At 70.3% G+C, this 17,711-nt stretch carries 13 protein-coding genes; 4 read left to right on the top strand and 9 right to left on the bottom strand.

What is annotated here, in order from left to right; genetic code table 11:
- Window positions 1-10 precede the first annotated feature (10 nt).
- A complete protein-coding gene (gene ramB / locus ACFWQG_RS03175) occupies window positions 11-1,429 on the top strand; it encodes an acetate metabolism transcriptional regulator RamB (protein WP_378506137.1) in 1,419 nt (472 codons plus the stop codon).
- A gap of 4 nt (window positions 1,430-1,433) precedes the next feature.
- Here the strand turns inward: ramB and ACFWQG_RS03170 are convergent, their stop codons facing one another.
- The gene (locus ACFWQG_RS03170; protein ID WP_378506136.1) at window positions 1,434-3,086 is read right to left on the bottom strand and encodes a hypothetical protein; all 1,653 of its coding nucleotides are present in this window, start codon (window positions 3,084-3,086) and stop codon (window positions 1,434-1,436) included.
- A 225-nt stretch (window positions 3,087-3,311) separates the two neighbouring features.
- On the opposite strand from ACFWQG_RS03170, the gene ACFWQG_RS03165 reads away from it, so the two are divergent.
- From ACFWQG_RS03165 to ACFWQG_RS03155, 3 genes are all read left to right on the top strand, one after another.
- Entirely contained in the window at window positions 3,312-4,175 is an 864-nt protein-coding gene (locus tag ACFWQG_RS03165) for an SDR family NAD(P)-dependent oxidoreductase (RefSeq protein WP_378506135.1), read from the top strand.
- Window positions 4,172-4,711 (top strand): carboxymuconolactone decarboxylase family protein, encoded by a 540-nt coding sequence (locus ACFWQG_RS03160; RefSeq protein WP_378506134.1) that lies wholly within the window; start codon window positions 4,172-4,174, stop codon window positions 4,709-4,711. The genes ACFWQG_RS03165 and ACFWQG_RS03160 overlap by 4 nt, the downstream gene beginning before the upstream one ends.
- 171 nt (window positions 4,712-4,882) lie before the next feature.
- Window positions 4,883-6,391, top strand: a complete 1,509-nt coding sequence (locus ACFWQG_RS03155) for an MFS transporter (RefSeq protein WP_378506133.1) — start codon at window positions 4,883-4,885, stop codon at window positions 6,389-6,391.
- Window positions 6,392-6,521: 130 nt separating this feature from the next.
- Here the strand turns inward: ACFWQG_RS03155 and atzF are convergent, their stop codons facing one another.
- The 8 genes from atzF to urtA are packed head-to-tail and all read right to left on the bottom strand — an operon-like array spanning window position 6,522 to window position 17,385.
- Window positions 6,522-8,243 carry an allophanate hydrolase gene (gene atzF / locus ACFWQG_RS03150; protein WP_378506132.1) on the bottom strand — a complete coding sequence of 574 codons (1,722 nt, stop codon included), beginning with the start codon at window positions 8,241-8,243 and terminating at the stop codon, window positions 6,522-6,524.
- A gap of 2 nt (window positions 8,244-8,245) precedes the next feature.
- Window positions 8,246-11,854 (bottom strand): urea carboxylase, encoded by a 3,609-nt coding sequence (gene uca / locus ACFWQG_RS03145; protein WP_378506131.1) that lies wholly within the window; start codon window positions 11,852-11,854, stop codon window positions 8,246-8,248.
- 32 nt (window positions 11,855-11,886) lie between these two features.
- Window positions 11,887-12,600 (bottom strand): GntR family transcriptional regulator, encoded by a 714-nt coding sequence (locus ACFWQG_RS03140; RefSeq protein ID WP_378506394.1) that lies wholly within the window; start codon window positions 12,598-12,600, stop codon window positions 11,887-11,889.
- Window positions 12,597-13,289, bottom strand: coding sequence for an urea ABC transporter ATP-binding subunit UrtE (gene urtE / locus ACFWQG_RS03135; protein ID WP_378506130.1), 693 nt, complete (start codon window positions 13,287-13,289; stop codon window positions 12,597-12,599). The genes ACFWQG_RS03140 and urtE overlap by 4 nt, the downstream gene beginning before the upstream one ends.
- Before the next feature lies 1 nt (window position 13,290).
- A complete protein-coding gene (gene urtD, locus ACFWQG_RS03130; protein WP_378506129.1) occupies window positions 13,291-14,094 on the bottom strand; it encodes an urea ABC transporter ATP-binding protein UrtD in 804 nt (267 codons plus the stop codon).
- A complete protein-coding gene (urtC, locus tag ACFWQG_RS03125; RefSeq protein WP_378506128.1) occupies window positions 14,091-15,203 on the bottom strand; it encodes an urea ABC transporter permease subunit UrtC in 1,113 nt (370 codons plus the stop codon). The genes urtD and urtC overlap by 4 nt, the downstream gene beginning before the upstream one ends.
- The gene (gene urtB, locus ACFWQG_RS03120) at window positions 15,200-16,084 is read right to left on the bottom strand and encodes an urea ABC transporter permease subunit UrtB (RefSeq protein WP_378506127.1); all 885 of its coding nucleotides are present in this window, start codon (window positions 16,082-16,084) and stop codon (window positions 15,200-15,202) included. Before urtB ends, urtC begins: the two co-directional genes overlap by 4 nt.
- A gap of 41 nt (window positions 16,085-16,125) precedes the next feature.
- Entirely contained in the window at window positions 16,126-17,385 is a 1,260-nt protein-coding gene (urtA, locus tag ACFWQG_RS03115; RefSeq protein ID WP_378506126.1) for an urea ABC transporter substrate-binding protein, read from the bottom strand.
- Window positions 17,386-17,711: the final 326 nt, after the last annotated feature.

Here is a 17,711-nt window from a genome sequence, read left to right as displayed (position 1 = left end):
ATCTCGTGGAATGTCCAAGACGTTCGTCGGTGCCCGCCTGCGTCAGCTGCGCACCGAACGCGGCATGAGCCAGGCCGCGCTCGCGAAGACGCTCGAGATCTCGGCGAGCTACCTCAACCAGATCGAGCACGACGTCCGCCCCCTGACGGTGCCGGTGCTGCTGCGGATCACCGAGGTCTTCGGTGTCGACGCCACCTTCTTCTCCTCCCAGGACGACACCCGCCTGATCGCCGAGCTGCGGGAGGTGGCCCTCGACCAGGAGATGGGGATCGACGCCGACCCGCAGGAGCTCGCCGAGATGGTGTCCGCGCACCCGTCCCTGGCTCGGGCGGTGGTGAACATGCACCGCCGCTACCGCAACACCACCGCGCAGCTCGCGGCGGCGACCGAGGACCGTTACAGCGACGGCAGTGGCTCCGGCTCGATCACCAAGCCGCACGAGGAGGTGCGGGACTACTTCTATCAGCGGCAGAACTATCTGCACGAACTCGACACCGCGGCAGAGGATCTCACCGCCCGCATGCGATTTCACCGCGGTGATGTCGCTGGCGAGATCGCCAACCGGTTGCAGGCCGTGCACGACGTGCAGATCGTGCAGCGCATCGACCTCGGGGAGGGGGTGCTGCACCGCTTCGATCCGCAGGCCCGGGTCCTGGAGATCTCCCCCCACCTGTCGGGCGGACAGAAGGTGTTCAAGTTCGCGGCCGAGCTCGCGTACCTCGAGTGCGGGGACCTGATCGAGAAGCTGGTCGACGAGGGAAATTTCACCTCCGATTCCTCCCGCTCCCTTGCGAAGCTCGGGTTGGCCAACTACTTCGCCGCAGCAACCGTGCTCCCGTACGGGCAGTTCCACGAGATCGCGGAGGACTTCCGATACGACATCGAGCGGCTCTCGGCGTTCTTCTCGCAGTCCTACGAGACGATCTGCCACCGCCTGTCCACCCTGCAACGCCCCAAGCTGCGCGGCGTTCCGTTCTCGTTCGTCCGGGTGGACCGGGCCGGAAACATGTCGAAGCGTCAGTCCGCCACCGGATTCCACTTCTCTTCCAGCGGCGGCACCTGCCCGCTGTGGAACGTGTACGAGTCGTTCGCGTACCCGGGCAAGATCATCACGCAGATCGCGAAGATGCCGGACGGCCGGAGCTACCTGTGGGTCGCCCGGACCGTCGAGCGCCGCGCGACCCGCTACGGGCAGCCGGGCAAGACGTTCGCGATCGGCCTCGGCTGCGAGCTGCGGCACGCCCACCGGACCGTCTACGCGGACGGCCTGAACATCGAATCCGATGCCGCGGCAACCCCTATCGGTGCGGGCTGCCGGGTCTGCGAGCGAATGAACTGCCCCCAGCGGGCGTTCCCTCCGCTCGGCAAGGAACTCGACATCAACGAGCACCGCAGCTCCGTCTCGCCGTACCTGATCGCCGGGACCTGAGCGGTCACCGACCGGGGGCCGGTCCGCGGGGCGGATCCGGATCCTCAAGCCCGGCCAGGGTCCCGACCTCCGTCCAGTCGCCGCGGGCTCGGGCCGCCGGGTAGCCGGGCCACGCGAGCACGCGCACGGTCCGGTCGGCGTCGACGGCGGTGACGGCCAGGCAGTCCGCCGATTCCCAGTGCACCGCACAGTGACTCGGCGGGATCCGGCCGACGTCCGTCCACCCACCCCAGGCACCGTCCGGTTGCCGCCTGCGGTGTCGCATCAGCCCGCCCTGCAATGCCGCGACAACAACCAGACCGAGGCGCTCGTGGGTCACCGCGCACGCGCCGACGCAGTCGCTGCCAACATCGGACCGGGCGGCTGCGCGGGGCACCCCGTCGTCCACCCACACCGGCAGGTGCCCGAGGTCCCCGCCGCCGGACAGCGTGAGCAGCTCGGCGCCGCCTCTCGTCGGCGTCACCACCACCGAGCGCGCCCGCCCGAGCCGACACCAATCGGCGTCCGCCACCCGGCCCGGGTCGACGACGGCGGCGACGACCTCATCGGATGGTGTGGTGCCGACGAGCAGGACACCCCCGTCCACCGCGCAGGCGTGCACCCCCGCCGGAAAGGGTCCGCCGAGTACCGGATCCGGCCCGGACGGTGCGTGCGCGTGCAGGAGGCCGTCCGGGGAGAGGTCCAGGCGGAGCGCGCCCCCGGGGGTATCGACCGTCGTGGAGCCGGTCACCCGGGTGTCGCGGGCGTCCGGCGCCCGGCGCAGCCGGATCCGGCGAAACACCTCCGGATCCGGCATCCACGTCCCCTCCGTGACGGACACCCGGGCCAGCACGGTCCCGGTGCCATCGGCGTTTCCGGCGGGGAGGGTAATCGGGATATCCGCCTCCGGAACCACACCGCGCAGCCCCGAGGCGACCGGCCCCAGGTCCGGGTGCAGGTCGACCCGCTCCCGGGACGCTCCGCCGTCGACCGCGATCCCGTCCCGCCCGATCCACAGGTGCCGGGGCGCCTTGGGAATGGTCACCTCGACCCCCCACCCGGCCGGCGCCCCGTTGGAGCGGACGGACACCTCCCGGACGCCGGTGTGCACGGTCCCGATGTACCGCGCCATGCCGCCCTCCGGGAGGATCCGGACCGTGTGCTCGGTGTCCTGATCCAGTCCCTCGAACCGCACCTGGTGCACGGTGCCCGCCTCGGTGCCTGCGAACCCGTGCTCGCGTCCCGCGGAGACGACCTCCACCCAGCAGGCCACCGGAACTGCGGTGCGCCAGCGCAGGTACACCAGGTCGGCACGGACGGCGACCCGGCTGATGTCGATCCGCTGCGCCGGTGTCACCGGGACCTGCGCCGACTCGAGGACCGTCGTCACCACCAGCGTCGCCAGCACCTGCCCCAGCGCCGACCGGAGCGTGAACGTGTGCGTCTGATTCAACTCGATCTCGCCGGTCACCGATCCCGACACCCCCGAGCCGAGCGCGACCTCGGGACCGCCGTCGATCCGCCGGGTGACCCGGCCCGGTGCCAGCGAAGCCGTGCTCCACCCGACCGTGACCTGCTTCGGTTCCCGCACGCCGCTCGCGGTGAACACGACGGGATTCTCGGCGGGGTCGATCGACAGCGTCGCCATCCGTTCCTTCCACGCACCGCGTCGGGTCACGACGCGCGCTCCACAGTGTTGGCGATCGCCGACCCGCGGTCAACAACACCCGGTCGGCCGCGCCGCCGTCCCCGCCCGGTGCCCCCCCGGCCGAGGAGGCGAACCGACCGCCCGTGTCCGGTTCGGCAGGAGAGGTGTCGATGTTGGTCCGGGCGGGCCGGATCCGGTGCTACGTTGCCTACCGGATGGTGGAAATCACCGGAAGCGACGGGGCGGAGGGCCGTGATGCCGCGAGACCTGCTGGACGCGCGGCTGTCCGGACGCCGGATCATCGTGACCGGCGCGGCCCGCAGCATCGGCGCCGCCCTCGCGCGACGACTGCACCGCGGCGGGGCCCGGGTCGCGCTCCTCGGACTCGAACCCGAACTGCTCGAGCAGGTCGCGGTCGCGTGCGGCCGGGCACCGTGGCGGTACTGCGATGTCCGGGACGCGGGCGCGGTCGAGACCGCCATCGGGGAGCTGGTCGCCGAGCTCGGCGGGCTCGACGTCGTGGTCGCGAATGCCGGTGTCGGTGCGCAACTTCCGATGATCGGCGGCGACACCGAGGTGATGCGGCAGACCGTTGACGTGAACCTGATGGGGACCTACCACACGCTGCGGGCGGCGGGTGAGCACCTCGGTCATCCCGGCGGTTACGCGTTGATCGTCACCTCCGGCGCCGCTGCCGTCCACCTGCCGTTGATCGGCGCCTACAGCGCCACCGCCGCCGCGGTGGAGGCGCTCGGCAACACGCTGCGGGTGGAGATGCGGCACCTCGGCGCCCGGGTGGGTGTCGGCTATCTCGGGGAGATCGACACCGAAATGATCAGCATCGGGTTCGACAGCGCCGCCGCGGACAAGATCCGGTGGTCGGGCATGTTCACCGCGGTGTCACCGCTGGAGACCGCGGTGTCCGCATTGGAAAGGGGAATTGTGTTGCGCCGCCGACGGATCTATGCGCCGGGGTGGGTGGCCGGCCTGGTACACCTGCGCGTGCCCGCCCAGCGAGTGATCGACCTTCGCCGCCAGCCGAGAATGGCTGCGGCACTGTCGATCGCCCGCACCGAGCGGGCCCGGTTCACCACCGATCTCCCGGAGCGCACCCGGTGACCGCGCGGATCGCCCCCGGACGGCTACGCAGACTCGGTCCGCTGAACTGGATGGTGTGGCGGGTGGTCTCGCTCGCGTCGCGCACACCGGACGCCCAGGTGTTCAGCACCCTCGGCCGGGCCGGGGGCACCTACCGCGGGTGGCTGCACTTCGCGGGGACGGTGCTGCGCCCTGGCGGCCGGATCTCCCGCCACGAAACGGAACTGGTGATCCTGCGGATCGCCCACCTGCGCGGCTGCGACTACGAGATGGACCATCACATCCGGCTCGGGCGGCGCGCGGGCGTCACCGCCGAACTCCTCGCGCGGGTCCTGGTCGGCCCGGACGCGGACGGCTGGAGCGCCCGGCACCGCGCGATGCTCGTCGCGGTCGACGAGTTGGTCGCGACGAGGAACATCGCCGACAACGCCTGGGCGGCGCTGGCGGAGCACCTCGACGACCGGGGGATGATCGAGTTCGTCCTCCTCGTCGGCCAGTACGACATGCTCGCGACCACCATCGACACCCTGCGGATCGAGCGGGACACCTTCCACTGACTCCGGACGGGCGTACCGAGTGGTGCTCACACCGGATGCCTCCGGGGCAAGCCGGTGTGAGGATGCCAACGGATCCGGCCAGTGGGTTGGCGGCGCCGATGCGAACGCGGCTACCGTGGCTTCTTTCGGCCGTGACAGTCGTCCGCGCCACCGATCGGTAGGAACTCTTCGATGTCCACTGAGGTTCAGGACACCTCGCGCCCGGCCGCGGCCCCACACGAGAACCCCAATCACGACCGCCGCTGGCTGGTGCTGTGCATCGTGGCGCTCGCCCAGCTGACGGTGGTGCTCGACAGCACCATCGTGTCGATCGCCCTTCCCGAGGCGCAGCACGCACTCGGCATCTCCGACTCCGACCGACACTGGGTGGTCACCGCGTACGCGCTCGCGTTCGGCGCGTTGCTGCTTCTCGGCGGCCGGATTGCCGACTTCTGGGGCCGGAAGCGCTCGTTCATGGTCGGTATGATCGGGTTCGCGGTCGCATCCGCGATCGGCGGCATCGCGCAGAACGGCATCCAACTGTTCGCCGCCCGCGCCGGCCAGGGCGTGTTCGCCGCGCTGCTCGCGCCGGCAGCGCTGGCGATCCTGACCACCACCTTCATCGGGGAGAAGGAGCGGGCCAAGGCCTTTGCCGTGTTCGGCGCGATCTCCGGCGGCGGCGCCGCAATCGGCCTGCTTCTCGGCGGCCTGCTCACCCAGTACGTCGACTGGCGCTGGTGCCTGCTGGTGAACGTCCCGATCGCGATCTTCGCGCTCGCCGTCACCGCGCCGATCGTGCGGGAGACGAAGGCGCACGGCGACACCCGCTACGACCTGCCCGGCACCGTCCTGGTCGCGGTCGGGCTCGGCTCCCTCGTCTACGGGTTCACCCAGGCCGAGAAGCACGGCTGGTCCTCGTCGCAGACAATCGGCTTCATCGCGCTCGGGCTGGTGGCGCTCGTGGTGTTTGTGGTCGTCGAGAAGCGGTCCGCGAATCCGCTGCTGCCGATGTCGGTTCCGTGGCACCGCAATCGCGGGCCCAGCTTCCTCGCCTCGGTGATGGTCGGCGCTGCGCTGCTCGGCGGCACCCTGTACCTGACGTTCTACCTGCAGATCGTGCTCGGCTACAGCCCGTTCGTCTCCGGTGTTGCGTCGCTGCCGCTGTCGGTTGCCATCACGATCGCGGCGGCAGTCGCGGCGCAGCTGAGTACCGGGGTCGGCCCGAAGCTTCCGATGACGACGGGCCCCGTCGTCGCGGCCGCCGGGTTGCTGCTGCTCTCCCGGATCGAGGTGCACAGCTCGTACTGGACCGCGGTGCTGCCGGGACTGCTGGTCCTCGGAGCCGGTCTCGGTCTGCTGATGGTCCCGATGCAGAACCTGGCCCTGGTCGGGGTCCGTGACCACGACGCGGGCGCGGCGAGCGCGCTCGTCAACGCCACCATGCAGATCGGTGGGGCGCTCGGAACCGCCCTGTTCACCACGATCTACGTGTCCGCGAAGACCGTGTTCGCGGCGGACTCCCCGGCGTCCACCGATCCCGGCGCGCTGCGGGAGGTCGCCCTCGGCGCCGAGGTCGCCGGGTATAGCCAGGTGTTCGTCTGGGCCGCGGTCCTCCTGCTGGTCATCGCGCCGATCGTGGCGATCCTGGTGCGCGCCACGAAGTCCGACCTGCCCGACACGGCTCCGGTCGGGGTGCACTAAGTCGCGGACGTTCGCCTTCCGTGCGGTGATCGCGGCGCGCACACCCGACCACGAGGTTGACGCCATGCGCGATCGGCGATGTCCCCAGACGTGCGCCATCCGTGACACACCGCGCGCCCGCGGCGCCCGCCTACGCCGTCCGGTACGCCGCCCAGCCGCCGTGGTCGGTGATGTCGGTGGCGCCGTCGACGGCATCGTGGGTGCAGCCGAACCCGACGACGCTGCGGCCGTCGGACAGTTCGACCGCGGTCAGCGTCATCGGCGCGGGCAGCGCCGCGAGGAAGCGGCCGAGTCCGGCGTGCGACACCCGGAACACCTCCCCGACGATCGGTGATCCGAGGCCGGCGCCGCGACGCACCAGTCCCGGTTTCGGCGGGACCGTGTCCAGCGCGTACAGCCGGTAGGCGTCGGTGGTGACCGTCTCCCCCTCGAACCGGGCGCCGATCTCCTCGAGCTGGAAGTGCAGTGCCTGCCCCCGCAGATGCGCACCGAACACCGCGAGCTCCGCGCCGCCCTCGACGAGCGTCGGGGCGTCCACCGCGGCGAGCCGGGCGGCCAGGTCGACCGCCACCTGATCGCCGAAGGCGGGCACCACGACCATCACCCCGAACGGATTCCCCTGCGCGGTCGGCGTTCCCGGCACCGCGACCGCAGCCATGTCGAGCAGGTTGCAGAAGTTGGTGTACGTCCCCATCCGCCGATTGATCGCGATCGGGTCGGCCTGCACCGCGGCGATGGTGGGGTGCTCGGTGGTGGTCGGCAGCAGCAGGGCATCGTACCCGGCGAGGGTCGCCGCCGCGATCGCCTTGGCCCGCACCAGCGCGTCCTGGTCCGCGACCAGCTCGTGTGCCGCAGGCGTCTTCGCGGCGGCAACGATGGCGGCGACGGTGGGATCCGCCCCGGCGGGGCCGCTCCCGAGGAAGGTCCCGATCGCCGCGTACCGCTCGGCGACGACGGCACCGTCGTAGAGCAGGCGAGCCGCCTCAAGCAACCCGGAGATGTCGACGAAGCGGGTCTCCACGCCGGTGGCCTCCAGCCCGGCGACGGTGTCGGAGAAGGCGGCGAGGTACTCGGGGCACAGGTCGGCGAGATCCTCGATCCGCGGCACCGCGACGACCGGCGCGGCGGGGGCGGCAAGGCGCACATCGGCGGGCCACTCCCGGCTGCGGGGATCTCGTGGCTCTGCTCCCACCATGATGCGGGCAGCGGTGGCCGCACCGCCCAGGTCCGGGGCGAGGACGGTGAGGCAGTCGTAGTCGACGCAGGCGGGCACCACACCGTGCGTGGGGATCACCCCGAGCGTCAGCTTCAGCCCGACGATGCCGTGCAGCGCGGCGGGCACCCGGCCCGATCCCGCGGTGTCGGTGCCGATCCCGATATCGGCGATGCCGAGCGCGACCGCGACCGCGGACCCCGAGCTCGACCCGCCGGAGACGCGGTCGGGGTCCCAGCCGCACCGCACCGCGCCGTACGGACTGCGGGTGCCGACCAGCCCGGTCGCGAACTGGTCCAGGTTGGTCTTGCCGAGCACCACCGCGCCCTGCGCGACCAGTCGCGCCACACCGCTCGCGGTGACCGTTGCCGGATAGGAGAATTCGGGGCACGCCGCGGTGGTCGGCAGCCCGGCGACGTCGACGTTGTCCTTGACCGCGAGGAGCAGCCCCGCGAGCGGAAGCCGCTCCCCCGCGGCCACCCGTGCCTCGACGTCACGCGCGTCCGCGAGCACGTCCTCCTTCTCCCGCAGGGTGATCCACACCTCGGGTCGATCGACCTCGGCGATCCGGAGGAACGCTCGCTCGACCCGGTCGGTGGGCGTGAGGGCGTCGCTGGCCGGAGTCGTGACCGTGCTCATGTTCATGCGGCTCCCATCACGACGAGCGGGGTACCGGGCTGCACCTTCGCGCCCGGTTCGACGAGTACCTCGAGGACCCGGCCTGCGCACGGGAACGTCACGGGCATCTCGAGTTTCATCGCTTCGAGAATCACCGCGTCCTGGCCGGACTCGACGGTGTGCCCCGGCTCGACCTCGACCCGCCACACGGTGCCCACCATCGGGGCCTCGACCGCGACCGCCCCCGGCGGCAGCACGATCTCGGTGGGAAGCTCCGGCTCGGGCGCCGCTGCCTCGACGCGGTCGAACTCCCCGGCCTCGTGCCAGGCCCGCTTCTCCGCATCGAACGCCACGGACTGACGGGCATTGAACGCGGCGATGGAGTCTGCATTGTCCGCGAGGAAGCGGAGATGATCGGCGAGCGCGAAGGTGCCGTCGGTGATCTCGGCGTTGAATCGGCCCGCCCGCGCCTGCGCCCGGTACTCGGTCAGCTGGTCGGGGGTGACCGGTTCCCAGACGATCCGGTCGAAGAACCGGAACAGCCACGGCTTGCCCTGCTCGAACGGCCCCTGCTGACGGTATCCGGACCAGATCGGCACGGTGCGTCCGACCAGTTGGTAGCCGCCGGGCGATTCCATCCCGTAGACGCAGAGGTACTTGCCGCCGATCCCGACCGCGTCGGACGGGGTCCAGGTGCGGGCCGGGTTGTACTTGGTGGTGGCCAGCCGGTGCCGAGGATCGAGCGGAACCGCGAGCGGCGCACCGAGATACACGTCACCGAGCCCAAGCACCAGGTACTCGGCGTCAAAGACGGCGTCCCGCACCTCCTCGACCGAGCCGAGGCCGTTGATCCGCCGGATGAACTCGATGTTCGACGGCAGCCACGGCGCGGTGTCGCGGACGCCGGCCCGGTACCGGTCGATCGCCTCGACGATCGACGGGTCGTCAAACGAGAGCGGCAGCCGGACGGTGCGACTGGGTACCACCAGGTCCGCGGTCGCGGGCAGCAGGTCCTCGATGTCCTGGAGCACGTCGAGCAGGCGGCCCGCGGGCAGCAGGTCGGGGTCGAAATGCAGGTGCAGGGACCGCACCCCGGGCGTGACATCGATCAGCCCGCGAAGCCTGCGCTCGGCGAGCGCCTCGGATAGCGCGTGCACCCGCATCCGCAGCCCCAGGTCGAGTTCCATCGCGCCGTACTCAACCAAAATGTTGTCGTCACCGCCGCGCAGGTAGGCCACCGCGGGGCGGTCCAGGATCGCGTCGCGGCGCCCGAGAATGCCGCCGTCGGAGGTCCATGAGCGGGCATCGGACGGGGGAAGAGTCGCCGCCCGAAGCAAATTCGATGAGCGCAGCCGTGCGGCCGCGGCATCGGTGACCGGGACGAACCGCACCGCGTCGCCGGGCCGGATCTGCCCCAGCTTCCAGCGGTGCGCGCTCGTGACGGTCAGCGGGCAGGCAAACCCGCCGAGGCTGGGCCCGTCCGGGCCGAGCAGGATCGGGGTGTCGCCGGACACGTTCAGCGCGCCGACGCTGTACGGGTTGTCGTGCAGATTCGACGGATGCAGGCCTGCGTCGCCGCCGTCGGTGCGTGACCAGCGCGGCTTCGGGCCCGCCAACCGGATGCCGGTCCGGTTGGCGTGCGCCGCCACCGTCCAGGTGGTGTCGTAGAACTGCGCCATGTCCTCGGCCGTGAAGTACGACGGGGACGGCTGCGGGCCCTCCGTCACCGCGAGATGCCAGGTGTGCGCGAACACCGGACGGTCGGCGGCCGGGACCGGCGCGGGAGCGGTGCCGCCGTCGGCCCGCCCCAGACTCAGCACGTCCCCGGTGGCAAGGGCGCGTCCGGTCGGCCCGCCGAAGCCGCCGAGAGTGAACGTCGATGCGCTGCCGAGGTAGGTCGGCGCGGCGACCCCGCCGCGGATCGCGAGATAGGTGCGCAGCCCGTCATCCTCGGGGCTGCCGATGTCGAGCACACCCCCGGCCGGGACCGTCACCGGTTCCCACATCGGCACCGGTGCCCCGTTCACGGTGACCGGCGCAGGCGCGCCGCCGACACACACCACCGTCTGCTCCGCGAACTCCAACCGCGGTCCCTGCAGGGTGCATTCGAGCCCGGCGGCATCGGCGGCGTTGCCGACCGCGGCGGTGACGAGCGTGAACGACAGATCGTCCATCGGGCCGGACGGAGGGATCCCGACCTCCCAATAGCCGAGCCGGCCGGGGTGGTCCTGGACGGTCGTCATCGTCCCGGCCCGGAGCACGTCGACGCGAGCGCCGCCGACCGTCAGGTCGGCAAGGGTTCCGGTGGTGTGGTCACCCGCCAGCACCGCAGGCAGTTCCGAGATCGCCCGCAGGTGTGTCAGATTCGTGGCAATGCCGTACAGCGCGGTCTCGTCGAGGGCCGCGCCGAGTGCCGTGAAGGCGGCCGTCCTGGTGCCCGCGGAGGTGATCACCTTGGCGATCATCGGATCGTAGTGCTCACTGACCTCGGTGCCGGTCTCCACCCAGGTCTCCACCCGGGTGTGGGCGGGGAACTCGACACCGGTCAGCAGGCCAGCGGACGGCCGGTAGCCACGGCCCGGATCCTCCGCGTACACGCGAGCCTCGACGGCATGGCCGCGGATCGCAGGCCCGGTGTCGGGCAGCGCGTCCAGCATCGACGAGTCGCCGCCCGCCAGTCGCAGCATCCAGTCGACGAGGTCGACGCCGGTCACCTCCTCGGTCACCGGGTGCTCGACCTGCAACCGGGTGTTCATCTCCAGGAACGACGCCGTACCGCGGTCCACGTCGTAGACGAACTCAACGGTGCCCGCCGACCGGTAGCCGACCGACGACGCCAGCGCCCGTGACGACGAGAGCATCTGCTCGACAACCGAATCCGACAACCCGATGGCGGGGGCCTCCTCGATGACCTTCTGGTTGCGGCGCTGCAGCGAGCAGTCCCTGGTCCCGAGGCTCAGGGTGCGGCCGACGCCGTCACCGAACACCTGGACTTCGACGTGCCTGGCCCTGGCGACGAACCGTTCGAGGAACACCCCGGACGAGGAGAAGTTCGCGGCAGCGAGCCGCTGCACCCGGTCGTAGGCGCCGCGGAGGTCCGCCGCGTCGAAGCAGGCCTGCATCCCGATGCCGCCGCCACCACCGACGGCCTTAAGCATCACCGGGTAGCCGATCTCCTCGGCCGCGGCGACCGCGTCGGCGACGGTGTCGAGCAGGCCGCTGCCCGCGACCAACGGCACCCCAACGGCCCGGGCCGCCTCCCGTGCGGAGTGCTTGTTGCCGAACACCCGCAGCTGCTGCGGGGTCGGACCGACGAAGGCGATCCCGGCGGCCTCCACGGCCGCGGCGAACTCGTCGTTCTCCGAAAGGAATCCGTAGCCCGGATGAATCGCGCCCGCTCCCGACGTGTACGCGGCCTCGATCACCGCATCCGCACGCAGGTACGACTGGGCGGCGGGCGCCGGACCGAGGCGCACCGCAACGTCCGCCATCTCGACGTGGGCGGCCGACGCGTCCGCGTCGGAGTACACCGCGACCGTCTTGAGTCCGAGCAGATGCGCGGACCGCATGATGCGGCAGGCGATCTCACCTCGATTTGCGACGAGGAGGGTGTCGAACGAGAGGGTGGTCATTGTCTTTCCGCCTTTCGTGGGGCACGTCCCGGTCAGTCGCGGACGGCGCTGGCCATCCGCGCCATCGCGAGCGCCTGCTGGGCGCGGTCGATGACGACCGCGCGGGATTCGTCGATGTGGGAGAGCAGGGCGTCGTGCGCCCGCTGCAGCTGTCCGTCGAGGATCAGTTCGGCGACCGTGATGTGTTCGGAGACGGTCGCGCTCATCCGGTCCGGGGTCAGGTAGTCGAACATCCGCACCGGGCGCACCCGCGCGTTCACGCCGGCCAGCGCGTCGCTGAGCGCCCGGTTGCCCGCCGCGGCGAGCAGGGTGGTGTGGAATTGTTCGTCGAGGGCGACGAAGCCGGCGTCCGGTTCCGGGGTCTCGTCTCGCAGCGCGTACCACCGCGCCAGCTCGGGACCGAGAACCTCCGGGTCGTGCCGATCGCCGGAACCGTCGAGGATCCGGCGAATACCCCGGACCTCCAGGGTGATCCGCAGCTCGTACAGGTCCGCAAGGTCCTCGAGCCGCGGCCGGTACGGGAACAGGCCCCGCACGTCACGTTGGACGAGGCCGTCCGCCTGCAGCCGGAGCAGGGCCTCGCGGACCGGGGTCCGCGAGACGCCGTACATCTCGGCGAGTCGTTCCTCGCTGAGCCGCTCGGCCGGGCCGATCCGCCCGCTCATCAGGTCGGCGCGCAGTGCGCGATAGACCTGCTCGCGTCGGGAACCGGTCGGTCCGGCCTCGGATGTCGCCGCCACGGTCAGATCGCCATCGCGGCGCGGACCGCGTCGCCGGAATCGGCGCCACCCCGCCCGGTGGAGGTGACGTGGCCCGCGGCGAGGACGCTGTAGTGCTGCGCCGCCTGCAGGGCAAAGCCGATGTGCTGCTCGACGAGCAGCACGCTCAGGTCCCCGCGCCGGGTCAGGTCGATGACGGTGCGTTCGATCTCCGCGACGACGTTGGGCTGAATGCCCTCCGTCGGTTCGTCCAGAATCAGCACCCGAGGCTCGGTGATCAGCGCCCTGGCGATCGCGAGTTGCTGACGTTGCCCCCCGGAGAGCAGGCCCGCGCGGCGGTCGAGCAGGCCGGCCAACGCCGGGAACAGGTCCAGTGCCTCCGCGATCAGTGCCCGCCCCCGTCTGCGGCCGTCGGCGACGACCTGCAGATTCTCGGCACAGGTCAGCTGGCCGAAGGACTGCTGCCCCTGCGGCACGTAGGCGAGTCCCCGTGCAACGCGGGCGCTTGGCCGCAGTCCGGTGATGTCCTCGCCGCCGAGCAGGATCCTCCCGGCCGACGCCTTGACCAGCCCGACGGCCGCCCGCAGCAGCGTGGTCTTGCCTGCCCCGTTGTGCCCCAGCACCGCGGCGACCCCACCCTCCGGGACCGTAAGCGACACTCCGTGCACGACCTCGGTGCGGCCGTATCCGGCACGGACATCGACGAATTCGAGCATCTCACTCCCCCTTCTCATGGTGTGCGGCGCCGAGGTAGACCGCCTGCACCTTCGGGTCCGCCTGCACCTGCGCGACGGTCCCCTCGGACAGCACCTTCCCGGCAGCGAGCACGGTCACCGAGGTCGCGAACGAGCGCATGAAGTCCATGTCGTGTTCGACGACGACGACGGTCCGCGCACCACCGATGCGGCGCAGCAGCTGTCCGGTCTCCTCGCGTTCCTCGAGGCTCATGCCCGCGACGGGCTCGTCGAGCAGCAGTACGTCGGCGTTCTGGACGAGCAGCATCCCGATCTCGAGCCACTGCTTCTGCCCGTGGGCGAGGATCCCGGCGGGGGTGTCGCGTTGCGCGGTCAGCCCGATCGTCTCGAGCGCCTCCTCGACCTCCGGAAGCACCTGCCCGCGGCGGCGCAGCAGGGTCCAGGCGGACCGCCGGGCACCCGCCGCGATGTCGAGGTTCTGTAGCACCGACAGGTCCTCGAACACGCTCGCGGTCTGGAAGGTGCGGCCGACCCCGAGCCGGGCGATGTGGTGCACCTTCTTTCCGATCAGTTCGACCCCGGACTTGGTCGCCGACCCGGTCGCCGGGACCAACCCGGTGATCGCGTCGACCAGGGTGGTCTTGCCCGCGCCGTTGGGGCCGATCAGGAACCGCAGGTCGCCCTGCAGCAGCGTCAGGTCCACCCCGTCGACGGCGGTGAACCCGTCGAAGGTGACGGTGAGTCCGCGCACCTCGAGGTACTCGCTGGACATGCCCGCGTTGCCACCGGGCTCGGGAGTCCGTGCTTCGGACAGGATCTCGGTCATGACGGCACCTTCACGGGTTCGGGCATCGCCGCGGGGGCGGGTGCGTCGGGCTCGGCCGAGGGTGGATCGACGCGCCGGCGCCGCAGCAGCGTTGCCAGGCCGGCGACACCGGCCGGGAAGAATCCGACGACCACGATGAACAGCAGTCCCTGCGCGTAAGTCCAGCCGGACGGGAACGACTCGGAGAACACGGACTGCGCCAACGCGACCCCGATCGCGCCGAGCACCGGGCCGAGCAGGGTGCCGCGGCCGCCGATCGCGACGCCGATCAGAAACGCCAGCGACGGAACGATTCCGACGTCCGCCGGGGAGATGATCCCGACGATCGGTACGAACAGCGCACCCGCGATGCCCGCGAGGAACGCGGCGACCACGTAGGCGACGAGTTTGATGTTGGCCGGGTCGTAGCCGAGGAACCGGACCCGCTCCTCCTGGTCCCGCACCGCGACGAGGAGTTCCCCGTAGCGCGAGCGCATCAGCTGCCGGATCAACGCAACCGACAGCAGCAGCACTCCTGCGGCGATGAAGAACAGCATTCGCTTGTTCACCGGGTCGGCGAGGTTGAACCCGAAGAAGGTGCGAAACCGGTTGAGCCCGTTGCTGCCTCCGATGGATTGCTGCCCGATCAGCAGGATCGCGAATGCCGCGGCGAGAGCCTGGGACAGGATCGCGAAGTAGGCGCCCTTGACCCGGCGTTTGAACACCCCGAGGCCGAGCACCAGCGCCACCAACCCCGGTAGCACCAGCACCGCGAGAATCGCGACGATCGGCGATGCGAACGGCTGCCAGTAGCCGGGCAGCTCGGTGATGCCCGCGATCCGCATGAAGTCCGGCACATCCTGACCCGTCAGCTGCGCGTCCGCGATCTTCAGGTGCATCGCCATCGCGTATGCACCGATGCCAAAGAACACGCCCTGACCGAGGGTGAGCATTCCACCGCGGCCCCAGGCCAATCCGATTCCGGCGGCGACGATCGCGAAACACAGGAACTTGCCGAGCAGGCCGAGCCGGAAGTCGGACAGGACCGCGGGCGCCACCGCGAACAGCAGCACCGCCGCGACCGCGAAACCGCCCCACACCCGCAGCCGGGGATGTGTCAGGACACTCATACCAGGCTCCTCGTCTTGACGGCGAACAGGCCTTGGGGGCGGACCTGCAGGAAGATCACGATGACGACGAAGACGATCACCTTCGCGATCGAGGCGGTCGTCGAGTACTCGACGAACGAGTTCAGGATCCCGAGGGCGAACGCGGCGATCACCGCCCCCTTCATCTGTCCGAGCCCACCGACGACCACGACCAGGAACGCGTCGATCAGGTAGCTCTGCCCGATCGTCGGGCTGGTCGACCCGATCAGAGTGAGGGCAACGCCGGCGACACCCGCAAGCCCGGACCCGATGAAGAAGGTGGTGACATCGGTGCGGCGCGAGGAGATTCCGCTGGTCTCGGCGAGATCCCGGTTCTGCACCACGGCGCGGATCCGACGTCCCATCGCCGACCGTTTGAGGGCAACCGCGACGGCGGCGACCGCGACCACCGCGAGCACCAGGATGAAGATCCGGGTCTTCGGCACCACCGCGCCGAGGATCTCCACGCCACCCGAGAGCCACGGCGGCGCAACAACGTTCACCGCCGGTGCCCCGAAGATGTCGCGCGCCAGCTGCTGCAGCACCAGACCGACACCGAACGTCACCAGCAGGGTGTCGAGCGGCCGGTGGTACATCCGCTGAACCAGCGTCACCTCCAGCAGCACACCCATCAGACCGCCGACGACGAAGCCGACAAGCAGGGACACCAGCAGGGACCCGGTCGCGCTCGAGATCACCTGCTGCACGACGTATGCCGTGTAGCTACCCGCCATGATGAACTCGCCGTGGGCCATGTTGATCACGCCCATCTGGCCGAACGTCAACGACAGTCCCAGCGCGGCCAGCAACAGGATCGACCCGATGCTCAGGCCCGTGAACAACTGCCCGATCACGACGTCCACGTGCGTACCTCCTCCCTCACCGATCGGTTTCGTCGCGTCGTCTACTGCTTCGCCATGCCCTCGGCCCACGGGTAGGACTCGAGGTACGGGTCGGGCACGATCGGCTGACCGGAGTCCCAGATGGTGTGGATCAGTCCGTCACCGCGGATCTCGCCGATCCGGGCGGTCTTGGTGATGTGGTGGTTGGAGCCGTCGATGGTGACGGTGCCCTCTGGGGCGGCGAAGCTGACGCCGTCGGCGTTGGCCTGGATGTCCGCGACCGCGAACGAGTTCGCCTTCTCGACGGTGTTCTTCCACAGGTAGACCGAGGTGTACGCGGCCTCCATCGGGTCGGAGGTGGGCTTGTCCTGGCCGTACTTCGCCTTGTACGCCGCGACGAACGCCGTGTTCTCCGGGCTGTCAACGGTCTGGTAGTAGTTCCACGCCGTCAACTGGCCCTCGACGTTCGCCACCCCGATGCCGCCGATCTCCTCCTCGGCGATCGAGACGGACACCACCGGCATCTGCTGCGGGGTGAGGCCGACGTTCTTGTACTCGCGGAAGAACGCGACGTTGGAGTCGCCGTTGAGGGTGTTGAAGACGGCGTCCGCGTCGGCGGTGCGAACCTTGTTGACGATGGTGGAGAAGTCGGTGGAGCCGAGCGGCGTGTAGTCCTCGCCCTTGACCTCCATGCCGTTGGCCGCGGCGTAGGCCTTGATGATCCGGTTCGCGGTCTGCGGGAAGACGTAGTCGCTGCCGACCAGGTAGAGGGACGTGACGCCCTTCTCCTTGAGGTAGTCGAGCGCCGGGATGATCTGCTGGTTGGTGGTGGCACCGGTGTAGAAGATGTTCTTCGAGTCCTCGAGGCCCTCGTACTGCACCGGGTAGTACAGGAGCGCGTTGCGGTCCTCGAACACCGGCAGCATCGCCTTGCGGCTCGATGACGTCCAGCCACCGAAAACCGCTGCGACACAGTCGCTGCTGATCAACTTCTCGGCCTTCTCCGCGAACACCGTCGGCTCGGAGGCGCCGTCCTCGCCGACGACCTGGATCTGCTTGCCGAGCACGCCGCCCGCGTTGTTGATCTGTTCGACTGCGAGCGCGATCGAATCACGCACGGTCACTTCGGAGATCGCCATCGTGCCGGACAGCGAGTTGAGTGAACCGACCTTGACGGTGTCCCCGCTGGTGTCGACGCAGGACGCGGCCGCGGAGTCGCCGGCAGCGGTGTCCGAGGCCTTGCTGCCGCATCCGGTGAGGACCAGGCCGAGGGCGGCGACGGCGGCGGGCGCGGCGAGGGCGCGCTTCGAGAGGTGACGCATGGGCGGGCCTTTCGGTCGAGGAACGTGCGGGGCGAGACGGGCCAGTGAATCCGGTATCCGGCCGCTGTATACGGCCCGGTATCCGTTGGATGCAGACAGTAGGCGGAAGTTGTTGCGCCGGAATGTCTGTCGGTCACCAGCTGGTTTCGCACGTTGCGTCGACGTGAAGATGCCCTCACTCCCCCGATCGGGAGTGGTGAGAAACGGCGAAGGGGGGCCGAACAGAAGGGTTGGGGGCCCCTCCCCAGGGGGGCGGCTCCCCCCCCCCTGAGTCCTTCTTGCCCCCCGGTGGGGCAAAAAAAACCCCCGGGAACGGAGATGCCCGA

Origin of the sequence: Rhodococcus sp. NPDC058532 (assembly GCF_042719255.1) — a bacterium.
GTDB lineage: Bacteria > Actinomycetota > Actinomycetes > Mycobacteriales > Mycobacteriaceae > Rhodococcus_G.
The sequence above is the reverse complement of the archived record's forward strand: the minus strand, read 5'-3'. Positions and strand labels throughout refer to the sequence as shown.